The 14,938-nt window shown below is 45.6% G+C and carries 12 protein-coding genes; 9 read left to right on the top strand and 3 right to left on the bottom strand.

From position 1 onward, the window contains the following. Nucleotides 1-265 precede the first annotated feature (265 nt). Nucleotides 266-2,116, bottom strand: coding sequence for a signal peptide peptidase SppA (sppA, locus tag IX91_RS10095; RefSeq protein ID WP_004746516.1), 1,851 nt, complete (start codon nt 2,114-2,116; stop codon nt 266-268). Nucleotides 2,117-2,316: 200 nt separating this feature from the next. On the opposite strand from sppA, the gene IX91_RS10090 reads away from it, so the two are divergent. Further along, on the top strand, nt 2,317-4,329 hold the full coding sequence (locus IX91_RS10090; protein WP_004746517.1) for an NADPH-dependent 2,4-dienoyl-CoA reductase: 2,013 nt from the start codon (nt 2,317-2,319) through the stop codon (nt 4,327-4,329). 65 nt (nt 4,330-4,394) lie between these two features. Here the strand turns inward: IX91_RS10090 and purU are convergent, their stop codons facing one another. After that, a complete protein-coding gene (gene purU, locus IX91_RS10085) occupies nt 4,395-5,228 on the bottom strand; it encodes a formyltetrahydrofolate deformylase (protein WP_038197727.1) in 834 nt (277 codons plus the stop codon). A gap of 197 nt (nt 5,229-5,425) precedes the next feature. Here purU and IX91_RS10080 point away from each other — a divergent pair, with 197 nt between their 5' ends. From IX91_RS10080 to rnd, 8 genes are all read left to right on the top strand, one after another. Beyond that, nucleotides 5,426-5,629 (top strand): hypothetical protein, encoded by a 204-nt coding sequence (locus IX91_RS10080; protein WP_004746521.1) that lies wholly within the window; start codon nt 5,426-5,428, stop codon nt 5,627-5,629. A gap of 91 nt (nt 5,630-5,720) precedes the next feature. Further along, nucleotides 5,721-7,634, top strand: coding sequence for an ATP-dependent DNA helicase (locus IX91_RS10075; RefSeq protein WP_004746523.1), 1,914 nt, complete (start codon nt 5,721-5,723; stop codon nt 7,632-7,634). An 84-nt stretch (nt 7,635-7,718) separates the two neighbouring features. Further along, nucleotides 7,719-8,420, top strand: a complete 702-nt coding sequence (gene tsaB, locus IX91_RS10070; protein WP_004746525.1) for a tRNA (adenosine(37)-N6)-threonylcarbamoyltransferase complex dimerization subunit type 1 TsaB — start codon at nt 7,719-7,721, stop codon at nt 8,418-8,420. Between the two features lie 34 nt (nt 8,421-8,454). Next, nucleotides 8,455-8,757, top strand: a complete 303-nt coding sequence (locus IX91_RS10065) for a hypothetical protein (protein ID WP_004746527.1) — start codon at nt 8,455-8,457, stop codon at nt 8,755-8,757. A 21-nt stretch (nt 8,758-8,778) separates the two neighbouring features. Continuing rightward, a complete protein-coding gene (locus IX91_RS10060) occupies nt 8,779-9,333 on the top strand; it encodes a Slp family lipoprotein (RefSeq protein WP_004746528.1) in 555 nt (184 codons plus the stop codon). After that, entirely contained in the window at nt 9,333-10,187 is an 855-nt protein-coding gene (locus tag IX91_RS10055; RefSeq protein WP_004749648.1) for an alpha/beta fold hydrolase, read from the top strand. The genes IX91_RS10060 and IX91_RS10055 overlap by 1 nt, the downstream gene beginning before the upstream one ends. 112 nt (nt 10,188-10,299) lie before the next feature. Then, nucleotides 10,300-11,988: a long-chain-fatty-acid--CoA ligase FadD gene (gene fadD, locus IX91_RS10050; RefSeq protein WP_004746532.1), complete on the top strand. Its 1,689-nt coding sequence runs from the start codon at nt 10,300-10,302 to the stop codon at nt 11,986-11,988. A 103-nt stretch (nt 11,989-12,091) separates the two neighbouring features. Beyond that, nucleotides 12,092-13,207 carry a ribonuclease D gene (gene rnd / locus IX91_RS10045; protein ID WP_038197732.1) on the top strand — a complete coding sequence of 372 codons (1,116 nt, stop codon included), beginning with the start codon at nt 12,092-12,094 and terminating at the stop codon, nt 13,205-13,207. Nucleotides 13,208-13,256: 49 nt separating this feature from the next. On the opposite strand, the gene IX91_RS10040 is transcribed toward rnd, so the two are convergent. Continuing rightward, on the bottom strand, nt 13,257-14,816 hold the full coding sequence (locus IX91_RS10040; RefSeq protein WP_004746536.1) for a SulP family inorganic anion transporter: 1,560 nt from the start codon (nt 14,814-14,816) through the stop codon (nt 13,257-13,259). Nucleotides 14,817-14,938: the final 122 nt, after the last annotated feature.

Raw genomic sequence — 14,938 nt, 5'->3', positions numbered from 1 at the left:
TTTGACTTGGTGAAGATGAGTGTCAACTCGAGAGTAAGATACGGTCTGATCAACCCCCATATATTCGACGTAGCGTCTGAATACATGGCAGATTGCCTCCATATCGCTATTGCGCACATCCATGGCTTGCGTTCGTTAAGATTAATAATGATATGCGCATTGTATACTATGTGATTTGTTGCATCATTAGAAAAAGCGAGCGGTTGATCTAAAAAGCGCACCTAGTGTTGCCAATAGGTGCGCTTTAATAGCTCAGTCTAAGGTTTTACTGAACCTGACAGTTTAAACAGAAAGCATACTGACCTTTAGGGTCGTTGTAGCTTTGCAGCATATTGGCATCTTGAATCACTTGTGTCGCAACAGGTTGCAATGCTGCGGGCAGTAACGCTGTTGCGTCGATACCTAATGATGCACTGACTTGGTTCATAAAGTCTTGTACAATTTGTTGCGCAGGTGAAAGTGGTTCTTCAACCCAGTACAAGTTGTAGTTCTCGACCTCTGCCATTTTAGCGGCTAATGCCACGGCATCATCAAAGTCGCCAATTTTATCTATTAAGCCAAGTTCTAATGCATCTTGTCCTGTCCAAACTCGACCTTGAGCAACACCATCTACTTTATCGAGAGGGATTTCGCGCGATTGACTCACTAAGCCGACAAATCGGTTGTAGCCATGCTCGATGCCCATTTGGAAGGCTTGCGAAGCACCTTTTGAAAGCCCGGTGGTAACACCAACGTCAGAGAATGGTGATGTGCCAACTCCGTCAGTGTAGATACCTAGCTTGTTAAGGCCTTTTTCAAAGGTAGTAATAACACTAAAGATACCAATGGAGCCGGTTAGCGTGGTTGGCTGTGCAACAATGCTGTCAGCACTCATCGAGATCCAGTAACCACCAGAGGCCGCTAAGCTCGACATAGAAACTACCACAGGTTTCCCTGCTTCTTTGAGCGCGTCTACTTCATTACGAATCACTTCGGAGGCAAATGCACTGCCTCCAGGGCTGTCTACACGAAGCACTACGGCTTTAACTTTGTCATCGTTGCGCGCTTGGCGCAGAAGGGCTGCTACCGTATCACCACCAACCGTACCGCGTGGCTGAGAACCATCCATAATAGAACCACTTGCCACTACCACAGCAATGTCGTCCGCTGCTAAGTCAAAGCTTGGGCTCATGGTTGATTGATACTCGTAATAATCAACGTAGTTGTAGCTGTCTTCTCCATTGCTACCGAAGACATCGATTAGCCGTTTACGAACTTGCTGGCGTGTTGCGAGCTCGTCAACTAAGCCGACGTTGAGTGACAGAGCAGCAAGGTCGCCTTGGTTTTCTTTGAGTAGAGCTAGGAACTCATCCATATCTGGAGTAAGCGCATCAGCAGAGAGCTGACGATTTGTTGCAACGTCATCTACATAGGCTCCCCAAAGCTGTCCAAGCCAACGCGAGGCTGACGCTTTGGCTTCTTTAGACATGTCGTCGCGGACAAACGGCTCGATAGCAGATTTGTAAGTACCGACTCGGAAGACATGCGTATTCACGTCCAGATTTTCTAGCAAGGTTTTATAGTACAGAGTATAAGCACTGTAGCCTTTGAGCATCACTGCGCCGTCTGGAGCGAGGTAGATTTTATCTGCGTAGCTTGCAAGGTAGTACTGGCTTTGGTTGTACATATCGCCCACGGCATAAATAGGTTTGCCTGAGGCTTTAAACTCATTCAATGCTTTCGCAATGTAACGTAGCTTAGTCAGGTTTGTTTCTGGCATATCACGCAGTGCTAGGACAATACCACTCACTTGTGAGTCATCTTTGGCGTGACGAATGGTGTCTACAATGTCGAACAAGACGTTTTCTTTAGGCAGGCTTTGACCAAAGAAAGATCCCGTTAATGAATCCATAGGGTTTACATAGGTTGGCTGTTCGACGATAGGCCCTGAAATATTCAGAATCAGTGCCGACTCTTTTGGCACTGTTGGCGTTGGTGTATCTGCACTGGTGTAGATGAAATAGATGACGCCGATACTCGCTAAAAAGATCAGGTTGACGAGGGCAAGACGAATGAAAGTGATGAGCTTCCAAATCCCTTTAAAAAACAGGCCAACGAATTTAAATATTTTTTTCATTTTTTCTCCGCTACGGAAACCGCAGATTAAGGCTTATCCGCTCTATGAGCATTTAAGTTCAGATAAGTTCCATCCTACTTAAACTAGTATACCCAAACAACCAGAAGATTGATCGGTGTTACAAAAATGTAAACAGGTGTTTGATTTTTATTTAAGCTCTTCATATTGTGGTCAGACCACAACAATAAAAGAGTAAAGTGATGTCTACCATGTACCCGAATTTACTTCAGCCACTGGATCTAGGATTTACCCAACTACGCAATCGAGTGTTAATGGGTTCTATGCACACCGGATTAGAAGAACATAAAGAAGGGCTGGGTAAGCTCGCAGCCTTTTACGCAGAACGTGCAAAAGGTGGAGTAGGGCTCATTGTAACAGGCGGATTTTCACCGAATCTACGTGGTAGATTACACCCGTTTAGTGCTGAATTTAGTAAAGCGAAACATGCAAAAGCACATAAAGTCGTTACTGAAGCCGTGCATCAACATGGTGGTAAAATCGCGCTTCAGTTACTTCATGCGGGCCGATACGCGATGCATCCTTTTGCCCAAAGCGCGTCTTCGATTAAGGCCCCAATTGCTCGCTTCGCCCCAAGTGAAATGAGTACTCGCCAAATCAAAAAGACCATTGATGCCTTTGCCAACAGTGCGGCCCTTGCGCAGCAAGCAGGTTACGATGGCGTTGAAGTCATGGGCTCAGAAGGTTATTTGCTGAACCAGTTTATCTGTAAGCGTACCAATACACGTTATGACGAATGGGGCGGCAGTTATGAAAATCGCATTCGTTTCCCTCTTGAGGTGGTGAAAGCGATACGCCAAGCAGCAGGAAAAGAGTTCATCATCATTTTCCGCCTTTCAATGCTGGATCTGGTTGAAGAAGGCAGTACTTTTGATGAAGTGGTTATGCTGGCAAAAGAGCTAGAAAATGCAGGTGTGACGATTATCAACACGGGTATTGGTTGGCATGAAGCTCGGATTCCAACCATCGCGACTCAGGTGCCTCGCGGGGCATTTACTTGGGTAACAGAAAAGGTACGCCCTCATGTCAATGTGCCTATCGTGACCTGTAACCGTATTAATACTCCAGAAGAAGCCGAAAATATTCTCGCCAGTGGCCATGCTGATATGGTTTCGATGGCACGACCGTTCCTCGCTGATCCACACTTTGTAATCAAAGCTGAGCAGAATCGCTCTCAAATGATTAATACGTGTATCGGTTGTAACCAAGCGTGTCTAGACAATGTGTTTAAAGGCAAGCGAGCTGGTTGCTTGGTGAATCCACTTGCCTGTCGAGAAACAGAACTAACGGTGACACCGACCGATGTGAAAAAGAACATTGCCGTTGTTGGTGCAGGACCAGCTGGATTGGCGTGTGCGACAACATTAGCTGAAAGAGGGCATCATGTTGACCTGTTTGAGCGTAATGACAGGATTGGTGGACAGTTCCGTTTAGCAATGCAAATTCCGGGTAAAGAAGAGTTCAGAGAAACGATTCGCTACTTTGCCAATAGAATTGATGAGACAGGGGTGAAGCTTCACCTTGAAACCGATGCTAATTACGACCTTCTTGCTGAATATGATGAAGTGGTGATGGCATCAGGGGTAGAGCCTCGTAAAGTCAATATTGATGGTATCGAAACGCCAGAAAAAGTGGTCGACTACCAAACGCTTATCAAAGAGAAGACTTACGTTGGTAACAAGGTTGCGATTGTTGGTGCTGGTGGTATCGGTGTTGATGTGGCGACCATGTTGACTGAACCTGCTGGACACAATTTGGATGATTGGTTGCATGAGTGGGGTATTGATAAAGAGATCTCTCACCCAGGGGGACTATTCCCTTATCCTGACTCAATGAGTGATAAAACCGTTTGGGTACTCCAGCGCCGCAAAGGTCGCGTAGGTAAAGGGCCGGGTAAAACAACGGGCTGGATTCATAAACGTACTTTAGAGAAACGTGGCGTGAACTTACTAGGCGGCGTGAGCTATGACAAAATAGATCAGCAAGGCTTACATATCAGTGTCGATGACAAGCAACAATTGCTAGATGCCGATACGGTTATCATTTGTGCGGGTCAGGAATCGGTTCGACCATTTGAAAATCAATGGCACCTATTAGGCGATAAACTCCATGTGATAGGTGGTGCTGATTACGCAGGTGAATTGGATGCGGTGCGTGCGATTAAGCAGGGTGTAGAGCTCGCAGTTAAGCTGTAATTTACGATCTGATTATCATAAAAAAAGGTCTCTTTTCGAAGAGACCTTTTTCGTATCTGTGCGTCTTAAAGGATTACGGTCTTATTGCCGTAAACAAAGACGTGATCATTGAGTACTTTGTTGAGGGCTTTGCTCAATACGTTCTTTTCAACGTCACGACCCGCTTGCGCCATATCTTGCGCGCTAAAGTTGTGATCCACTGGAATAACGTCTTGCTTGATGATTGGACCTTCATCGAGATCGTTAGTTACAAAGTGCGCTGTGGCGCCAATGATTTTTACGCCGCGCTCATAAGCTTGCTGGTATGGTTTAGCACCAATGAAAGCAGGCAAGAAACTATGGTGAATATTAATAATCTTGTGGTGGTACTTTTCGACAAAAGAAGGAGTCAGTACACGCATGTATTTAGCAAGAACTAAGTAATCTGCTTGGTACTGGTCGATAACTTCCAGCATCTTTTTCTCGTGCTCTTCACGATTCAACCCTTCATGAGAAACGTAGTGATAAGGGATATCAAATTTCTCAGTTAGGCTCTGCAAAGTATCGTAGTTACCCACGACAGCAGCGATTTCAACATCCAAGCTTCCGTCGTAATTCTTCATTAAGATATCACCCAAGCAGTGGGCTTCTTTGGTGACAAGAATGACGACTCGCTTGCGATTTGAACCTATCAATTTACGCTTAGCACCCTCTGGCAAAGCTTGGTCGAGGTCGGCTAAAAAGGTCTGATCATTGAAGTAACCTTCAAGCTCAGTACGCATAAAGAAGTGACCGCTAGTGTTATCTACAAACTCGTTGTTGTGAATAATATTGAGTTGGTGTTTGTAACAAATGTTGGTGATCTTTGAAATAAGACCTGGGGCGTCAGTGCAGTGTGTCAGTAGTGTTTTCTTTTCCATTAGGTTCAAACTTCCGTGAATTATTTTTTTTGTATTGTGAATTTTTTACGGGCATCCGAACGGTGAGGTCACCCGCAGTATTGAAGCTACAATTAAACTAATATCGAGTTGGTTTCAACAATTAATCTGAGTTAACCGATTGGCTGAGGTTATTTGAAGAGTGTTTGTTCTCTTAGCGTGTCTTTTAGGTGGTATGTATGGATAAAGAGCTACTAGCCCGTAAATTGTATTCTGAACGAGTAAGCGCCTTAACTGGTGGCAAAGAACTAGACGAAGAAATCTTAGATGAAATGTGGGAAAACCGTGCCTCCCCAAGTGAAGCCGCACGTGCCATGATGGATGACCAACAAGACGGATTTTCTGGTCCTGCTTGGTTAAACCGTTACCTCAATAAACGCTAATCTCTGAGGCTGCTTAGGCGCGAAAATCTCATTCGCGCCTTGGTGCAAAAACTGCCATAATCTCTCCCCCTTTATTAACTCTCTGTTGTGCATGATTTCAAAGACCTTCTCCTCTGAGGGAGCGCTAGGTAAAGCAATACCTGGCTTTCAACCGCGTCAAGCTCAGCTCGATATGGCTGAAGCGGTGGCAAGTGCAATCAAAAGCCAAAGTCAGGTGGTCGTTGAAGCCGGAACAGGGACAGGTAAAACTTTCGCCTATTTGGTGCCAGCTCTGTTAAGTGGTAAGAAAACCATTATCAGCACGGGCTCGAAAAACCTCCAAGAACAACTGTTTCACCGTGATTTGCCGTTAATGACTAATGCGTTAGGTTTTTACGGTCAGGTTGCATTGTTGAAAGGTCGGGCAAACTACCTTTGTTTAGACCGCTTGAGTCGTCAGATGGTTGAAAGCCACAACCAAAGTGCGGATCCAACTTTGCTTAGTCAATTGGTAAAGGTGCGCAGTTGGTCGTCAGAAACCAAAACTGGCGATCTTGGTGATTGTGATGCCATCGCTGAAGACAGTCCGGTTATTCCAACCATTACCTCAACCAACGACAATTGCCTAGGTAAAGAATGCCCGAGTTACCAAGAGTGCTTTGTACTTAAAGCGAGAAAAAAGGCGATGGATGCTGATGTAGTTGTGGTCAACCACCACTTGTTTCTAGCCGATCTAGCGATTAAAGAAACCGGCTTTGGTGAGTTGATTCCTGAAGCTGAAGTGTTTGTTTTCGACGAAGCGCACCAGCTCCCGGATATCGCCAGCCAATATTTTGGTCAGTCGCTGTCTAGCCGCCAGATTCAAGAGTTATGCAAAGATATTGAGATTGCTTACCGAACCGAAGTAAAAGACATGCGTCAATTGCAAAAAGCGGGAGAAAAGCTATATCAAACCGCAATGGATTTGAGAATCGTATTAGGAGAGCCAGGTTTTCGTGGCAACTGGCGTGAGGCGGTCACTTCTCCATCTATTGGCCGTGAGCTGCGACGTTTAGAAGACGCACTCGACTTTGTTATTGAGGTCGTCAAACTCGCTCTGGGTAGAAGCCAATTACTTGATAGTGCGTTTGAAAGAGCAAATACCATAAAGGCGCGACTGGATAGGGTATGTGATGTCTCCATTACAGGATATTCCTACTGGTACGAAACTACACCGCGCCATTTCACCTTGCACATTACGCCGCTTACGGTTGCCGATAAGTTCCATGAACAAATTGAGTTGAAGCAGGGAGCTTGGATATTTACTTCGGCGACGCTTGCTGTAAATGATGACTTCGGTCATTTCACGTCCCGTTTAGGTTTGAAACCTCAGGCGCAAATGTCACTGCCAAGCCCTTTTGACTATCAAACTCAAGCGCGTTTATGTGTACCAAGATACCTCCCAGAGCCCAATAGCCCAGGTATGGCGGATAAACTGGTCAATATGCTAACGCCAGTGATTGAGCAAAACCAAGGCCGATGTTTCTTCCTTTGCACGTCTCACAGCATGATGAAAGAGCTGGGAGAAAGATTCAGAGAACGCTTAACTGTTCCTGTATTGATGCAAGGGGAGACCAGCAAACAGAAAACCCTCGCTGAGTTTATGGAACTAGGTAATGCCTTGCTCGTTGCGACAGGCGCGTTTTGGGAAGGGATAGATGTTAGAGGTGACGCACTGAGCTGTGTTATCATCGACAAATTACCGTTTACTGCCCCCGATGACCCGCTGTTAAAGGCGCGAATCGAAGATTGTCAGCTTAAAGGCGGTGACCCGTTTTCTCAGGTACAAATTCCGGATGCGGTCATCACTTTGAAGCAGGGGGTAGGGCGACTTATTCGAGATAAGAACGATAAAGGGGCGCTAATTATCTGTGATAATCGGCTAGTGACCCGTGAATACGGTGGCGTTTTCCTTGCGAGTTTACCACCGATACCTCGTACCCGAGATTTAGCTTTGGTGCAGGATTTTCTCGAACATAATCAATGATGGTATGTGACATGCTAACGACTCGCTTGAGCCGTTTGTGCCCACAAGCCGACAACCAATACAAACGAATAACCAGAGATATCAATGAGTGTAAAGATCCTTGCTCTAGATACAGCAACCGAGAACTGTTCTGTTGCTCTTTTAGTTGACGATAAAGTTTACGTGCGCAGTGAAGTTGCACCTAGAGACCACACCAAAAAAGTACTCCCGATGGTGGATGAAGTACTAAAAGAAGCTGGGGTTAACCTTACTGAGTTGGACGCGCTCGCATTTGGTCGCGGCCCGGGCAGCTTTACGGGTGTTCGAATTGGCATTGGTATTGCACAAGGTTTAGCGTTCGGTGCAGATTTACCAATGATCGGTGTTTCTACGTTGGAAGCAATGGCACAAGGTGTATACCGAAAACAAGGTGTAAGCCATGTGGCAACAGCGATTGACGCACGTATGAGCGAGGTTTACTGGGGACGTTTTACTCGTCAAGAAGATGGCACTTGGCATGCTGTAGATGCTGAATGTGTCACTCCCCCTCAATTAGTTTCGGACAACAGTGCCGCGGATGACCAGCAATGGTTGACGGCAGGTACAGGTTGGGATGCGTATACAGAACAACTTGCTGGTGTAAAATTTACCACAGAGAAGAGTGATGTTTTATTCCCCGACGCGGAAGACATTGTTCAACTGGCGAAGTTTGAACTAGTGAAAGGCAATACGGTTGATGCGGAAGAGGCAAGCCCAGTTTATCTGCGTGATACGGTTGCTTGGAAAAAACTGCCAGGTAGAGAGTAGTTTAGACAGGACAAATAAGGCATAAGCGGAAAGTATGGTATCAATCAACGGATTACCTCCTTCGGTTCCCGGACCAAATAGGGCCAACAAAGCCAATAAGAAGAACGAGGTTAAAAAATCTGGCGATAAAGCTGCGGTTAGCCAACCCACTAAGGTGGCTAACGCGGTGGCGCACTCTATCCGTCATGTCAATGAATCCGAGATTCATAAAGCGCAAGTCCAATATGATCTTCCTGAAGGCCGCAGCCGTAAAGCGATGGAAGAATATATGGACGTGATGAACCAAGCTAAGCGCGAGGAACTTTCACAGCTGCTGGGTGTCGATATCTATATCTAAATTAAGACTTTGTGTGACGTTATGACTCAACGACCTTTTCGTTTTTTGTGTGCGCTGGCTGCCGTAGTTTTGCTTTCCGCTTGTAGCTCTCTACCTGAAAACCTCAAAACCGAAAACCCAGATGTTGTTACCAGTTATCAAGAGTGGCAACCGGAGGCTCAAGCTAACGCTGAGGTAAGACTGGGCGGATTGATCGCTGATGTAAAGAACCTTAAAGATCAAACTCGTATTGAAGTGGTTAATCTGCCGATAAATTCTGTGGGTAAACCAGATATCAACCAAGAGCCACAAGGCCGTTTTGTCGCCTATGTTGATGGTTTTGCTGATCCGGTAACCTTGTCTGAGGGGCGTCTTATCTCGTTACTTGGAAAAAGCCAAGGCCGAGAACAAGGTAAAGTTGGTGACTATTCTTATGACTTCCCAGTGATGAAGGCGAGTGGCTTTCATTTGTGGCGTATTGAAGAGCGTATCATAGTCCATGATTTCGACAGCTACCTCTATCCTTGTCGCGGTCTCTACTGTAGCGATGTTCGTTATGGAACCAGACAGGGCAAAGTGATTCAAGAAGTGAAGTAATGCGCGACGAACGAAAACGCGAGATCCTTAATGGACATATCGCAACCATCGAATATGGATACAGTGAAACGGCCGAACTTTCGGTCGTTTTTTTACATGGCTGGTTAGACAACGCGGCGAGTTTTGAATCCGTGATGGCCTCTCTCCACACTCTTAAACCGGATTGGCACTTATGCGCAATCGATTTACCGGGTCACGGCCTTTCTAGCCACAAGGAAGCCAGTAATTTCTATCCTTTTCACGACTATATTGACGATGTTTATCAGTTTTTGGCTAACTTATCACCAAACAGACTGGTACTAGTAGGGCATTCTCTTGGTGCTTTGATTGCAAGTTGCTATAGTGCCGCCTTTCCTGAACAAGTCAGTGGCTTGGTTCAGATAGAAGGATACGGACCTTTGGCTGAAAAAGCGCAAGATACGGTTTCTCGTTTAAGAGAAGGCGTGCTGAGTCGTCAAAGAATTCGTAGAAAGCCAACTCGCGTTATGTTGTCTGAACAAGAAGCGATAGAGAGGCGAGCAAAGGTAAATCAGATACAGTCTGAACTAATTGCTCCAATTATACTGCGTGGGCTTGAAGCTCATCAGTCTGGCTGGATATGGCGGCACGATGTAAAGCTGCAAAGCCAGTCTCTTTATCGAATGTCATTTGAACACGCCGAGTCTTTTCGCCTACAAGTGACTTGCCCACAACTTGTCATTCTAGGCAACGAAGGCTTTTCTTATTTGCAGTCTTTTCAGCTTGATGCTTCAGATTCCACTCATTTTGAGATGATCGAAGGAGGTCATCACTGTCATCTGCAAGCTCCTTCTAGAGTATCTAACCTAATTTTTGGTTTAGTTAACAAAATTTAAACAAGTGTTTGAGACTTTCGTGCTCAAGGGCTTCGCCTGTGCTGTAATAGACGACGTTGAAAATAGAGCTTTTCACTCAGATGACAGCCAGTTAATTTCGAGGAGTTTTACCGTGGATAAACCTTGGTTATCACGCTATCCAGAAGATGTGCCAGAGCATATCGACCCAGATCAATACCCATCATTAGTGGAAATGTTTGAACAGTCAGTTCAAAAGTATGCCGACCAGCCTGCTTTTATGAACATGGGCTCGGTGATGACATTTCGCAAACTGGAAGAGCGTAGCCGAGCGTTTGCAGCTTACTTGCAAAATGAACTGAAGTTACAAAAGGGTGATCGTGTCGCTTTGATGATGCCTAATCTGCTGCAATATCCAGTTGCCTTGTTTGGTGTGCTACGTGCAGGGTTAATTGCGGTCAACGTGAATCCGCTATACACCCCGCGTGAGCTAGAGCATCAGCTAAATGACTCCGGCGCAAAAGCGATTGTTATCGTATCGAATTTTGCCAATACGCTTGAACAAGTTGTTGATAACACGCCTGTTAAACATGTGGTGTTAACCAGTCTCGGGCAGATGTTACCTCGTGCAAAAGGTACTTTGGTCGACTTCGTCGTTAAGTATGTTAAAGGCATGGTGCCTAAGTATGACCTACCTGGCGCAATCTCCATGCGTAAGGCACTTCACAATGGTCGTCGTCTACAGTATGTGAAGCCTTTCATGTCTGGTGATGATATCGCCTTCTTGCAGTACACCGGTGGCACAACAGGGGTCGCAAAAGGTGCGATTCTGACTCATCGCAATATGATTGCTAACGTTTTACAAGCAAAAGGCGCTTATGGCCCTGTTTTATCTGAAGGTCGTGAACTGGTTGTTACTGCATTACCGCTCTATCATGTGTTTGCACTGACGGTAAACTGTTTGCTGTTTATTGAGATGGGTGGGCAGAACCTGCTGATCACTAACCCTCGTGATATTCCTGGCTTTATTAAAGAGCTACAGAAATACCCGTTTACGGCAATTACCGGCGTTAATACCCTGTTTAATGCACTTGTGAACAACGAAGATTTCCAAGAGCTCGACTTCAGCAAACTCAAACTTTCTGTGGGCGGTGGTATGGCTGTGCAGCGTGCAGTCGCAGAACAGTGGAAAAAGACCACAGGGATTCACTTACTTGAAGGTTACGGGCTAACAGAATGTTCTCCATTAGTTACAGGTAACCCGTACGATCTTACTGACTACACGGGAGCAATTGGCTTGCCGGTTCCTTCTACCGAAGTTCGTATTGTTGATGACGAGGGTAATCCAGTGGCAAATACTGAAGTCGGTGAACTTCAGGTTCGTGGACCTCAAGTTATGCAAGGTTATTGGCAGCGCCCAGAAGCGACCAAAGAGGTGATCAATGCCGAAGGTTGGTTATCGACGGGTGATATTGTTAAGTTTGACGATGAAGGCTTGATCCACATTGTTGATCGTAAGAAAGATATGATTCTTGTCTCTGGCTTCAACGTCTATCCAAACGAGATAGAAGATGTTGTCGCGCTTCATGGTAAAGTGCTAGAGGTCGCAGCCATCGGTCAGCCACATGAAGTGTCGGGTGAACTGGTTAAGATCTATGTGGTTAAGCGCGATCCTAGCTTAACTAAAGAAGAGATTATTGCTCACTGTCGCGAACATTTAACAGGCTACAAGGTGCCAAAAATCGTTGAGTTTAAAGATGACTTACCAAAGACCAATGTAGGCAAGATCCTACGCCGTGTATTGCGTGAAGAAAATGACGCAAACCTAGCTAAGTCAAAGTAACTCGATGAGAGTTAAGCACAGTTAAATGTTTGATGGTAGAATGCCGACTATATCCAGTCGGCATTTTTTATGGCCGCAAGAAATCGCTCATGGTGAGAAGTTAGTGAATTATCAGATTATTACTCAAACGGCGCAGCTCGATACCGTTTGTCAAAGTGCACGACAAGCTGATGTTGTTATGTTGGATACAGAGTTTGTCCGTACCCGTACATACTATCCACAGCTTGGCCTTATCCAGCTCTTTGATGGACAGAACCTTTCTCTTATCGATCCAACGGTAATAGAAGACATGGCTCCGTTTGTTGAGCTGCTTAAAGATACGTCTGTACTTAAGGTGCTTCATGCCTGCGGTGAAGACTTGGAAGTGTTCCATAACAGCTTTGAGTGCTTGCCATATCCTATGGTCGACACCCAACTTATGGCTGCTTTCCTTGGCCATGGTTTATCGACAGGTTTTGCCGCTTTAGTCGAAAGCTATTTAGGTGTTGAGCTAGATAAGAGTGAGTCTCGTACCGATTGGTTGGCGCGCCCACTCACAGACAAACAGCTAGAATATGCAGCCGCAGATGTTTATTACTTACAGCCTTTGTATGAGCAGTTATTTGAGAAAATTACTCAAGCTGGCTGGTGGGATGCCGCGCAGCAAGAGAGTGATTTACTCGCTTCCAAACGCATTAAAACTGTCAACCTAGAGATGGCGTATCTTGATGTGAAGGGCGCTTGGCAACTTAAACCAAAAGAGCTTTCAATTCTTAAGCCTTTGGCTACATGGCGTTTGAAAGAAGCATTGCGTCGAGATCTAGCACTTAACTTTATCTTTAAAGAAAACGACCTACTCACTGTGGCGCGTCTGGGTATTCAAAACCATAGCCAGATGGAACAAGAAGGGATGGATTACCGCTCGGTACAGCGTCACAGCGCACGTATTATCTCAATTGTAAAATCGGCCAAGAAGACACCCGTCGACGAGTATCCAGAGAAGATTGAACGCCTTATGGATATGCCGGGTTACAAACAGAAATTCAAAGTGTTGAAAGATGAAGTAAAACGCGTTTCGCAGGCTAGTGGATTAGCTACTGAGTTTCTAGCCTCTAAGAAGCAGCTTAATCAGCTAATGAGTTGGGTGTGGAAAAAGGACAGAGATCCCGCCAAGCTACCTGATGTGATGCAAAGCTGGCGATTAGAGCTGTTTGGTGAAAAACTAAATAAGCTTCTCTAGAAAACAAAAACGGGCTTCCAATTGGAAGCCCGTTTTATATTCGGTTTAATTAACCCGCCAGAACGTCGGTCGCTACCTTGTAGCTTGGATCTTCTTTAACGTTAATTTCTACTAAGCTGCCTGCTTTGTCGAGTAGTTTACGACAGTCTGGGCTTAGGTGACGCAAGTGAAGTGTCTTACCTTGAGCTGAGTAGCGCTCAGCAAGCGTTTCGATTGCTTCAATGGCTGAGTGGTCAGTCACACGAGAGTCAGCGAAATCGACAATCACATCGCTTGGGTCTTCGTGTGCGTCGAAGATCTCTAGGAAGTTAGCCACTGAGCCGAAGAAAACAGGACCGTGAATTTTGTACTCTTTTGAGCCTTCTTCATTGATGCTGGTATCAGCGTAGATGTGCTTAGCGTGTTGCCATGCAAACATAAGTGCAGAGGCGATAACACCAACGAATACCGCAATCGCAAGGTCAGTAAGAACTGTCACTACTGTTACTAGAACAATAACGAAGAAATCTTGTTTTGGTACGCGGCGAGCCAATTTGAATGTTGCCCACTCAAAGGTACCAATCACGACCATGAACATGACGCCCACTAGTGCTGCCAGAGGGATCATTTCTATCAGCGATGAAGCAAACAAGATAAACATCAGTAGTGCCACAGCAGCAACGATACCAGATAGACGACCACGACCACCTGAGTTTACGTTGATCATCGACTGACCAATCATCGCACAACCACCCATAGCGCCAAACACAGAACACGTCATGTTTGCCATACCCTGACCGATACATTCGCGGTTCGATTGACCACGAGTGTTAGTCATTTCATCAAGCACCGTTAGAGTCAATAGAGACTCAATTAAACCGATTGCAGCAAGAATAATCGCGTACGGAAGAATGATCTGTAGCGTTTCTAGTGTTAGTGGAACGGTAGGGATAGAGAACGTCGGTAATGAACCCGCAAGTGTTGCTGCTTCGTCACCTGACATAGTGCGTAGGAAGTCAACTACTGTACGAGTTTCTAGATCTAAACCAACCACTAGCGCAGTGACAGTTACGATAGCCACAAGAGATGACGGTACAGCAGTGGTGAACTTAGGTAAAAAGTGAATGATTGCCATGGTTAAAGCAACGAGACCAAGCATTAGCATCATTTGGTCTGCTGGTAGCCATGTTAATGCGCCAGTTAAGTCCGGTGCCTTAAATTGGCCTAACTGAGCGAGGAAAATAACGATCGCTAAGCCGTTAACGAAGCCAATCATAACTGGATGAGGCACGATACGGATGAATTTACCCAGTTTGAATATGCCTGCAGCTATCTGGAGGATACCCGCCAGCATAATTGCGGCAAACAGGTACTGTACGCCATGTGAAGCAACCAGTGACACCATAACAACAGCCATGGCACCCGTCGCACCTGAAATCATACCAGGGCGACCACCGAAGATTGAGGTAATCAAACCTACAATAAATGCAGCGTAAAGACCAACCATAGGGTCAACGCCAGCAACGAAGGCAAAAGCGACGGCTTCAGGGACAAGAGCGAGTGCAACGGTCAAACCTGACAACACATCGTTCTTCACAGAGTGTTTAGAAAATTGGGGAAATTCAAACATATTTGCTCAGTTTGGCTAAGTGTTTAAAAGTATTCTGAATTGTATTTAGTCCCCACCGGGCAAAAATGCAATGTAAAAGAGCAGAAAGACCAAATTCAACAATTCAGATCGAGTCGGCGCAT

Origin of the sequence: Vibrio tubiashii ATCC 19109 (assembly GCF_000772105.1) — a bacterium.
In the GTDB taxonomy this organism is placed as follows: Bacteria; Pseudomonadota; Gammaproteobacteria; order Enterobacterales; family Vibrionaceae; genus Vibrio; species Vibrio tubiashii.
Note: the sequence above shows the minus strand (reverse complement) of the source record. Positions and strands in the feature narration are given on the sequence as shown.

Bases quoted from the DNA above. Each gene is read 5' to 3' on its own strand.
- IX91_RS10075 (WP_004746523.1), top strand. From the start codon at position 5,721: ATGATTTCAAAGACCTTCTCCTCTGAGGGAGCGCTAGGTAAAGCAATA.
- tsaB (WP_004746525.1), top strand. From the start codon at position 7,719: ATGAGTGTAAAGATCCTTGCTCTAGATACAGCAACCGAGAACTGTTCT.
- IX91_RS10040 (WP_004746536.1), bottom strand. From the start codon at position 14,816: ATGTTTGAATTTCCCCAATTTTCTAAACACTCTGTGAAGAACGATGTG.
- IX91_RS10055 (WP_004749648.1), top strand. From the start codon at position 9,333: ATGCGCGACGAACGAAAACGCGAGATCCTTAATGGACATATCGCAACC.
- IX91_RS10060 (WP_004746528.1), top strand. From the start codon at position 8,779: ATGACTCAACGACCTTTTCGTTTTTTGTGTGCGCTGGCTGCCGTAGTT.
- purU (WP_038197727.1), bottom strand. From the start codon at position 5,228: ATGGAAAAGAAAACACTACTGACACACTGCACTGACGCCCCAGGTCTT.
- IX91_RS10090 (WP_004746517.1), top strand. From the start codon at position 2,317: ATGTCTACCATGTACCCGAATTTACTTCAGCCACTGGATCTAGGATTT.
- IX91_RS10080 (WP_004746521.1), top strand. From the start codon at position 5,426: ATGGATAAAGAGCTACTAGCCCGTAAATTGTATTCTGAACGAGTAAGC.
- IX91_RS10065 (WP_004746527.1), top strand. From the start codon at position 8,455: ATGGTATCAATCAACGGATTACCTCCTTCGGTTCCCGGACCAAATAGG.
- sppA (WP_004746516.1), bottom strand. From the start codon at position 2,116: ATGAAAAAAATATTTAAATTCGTTGGCCTGTTTTTTAAAGGGATTTGG.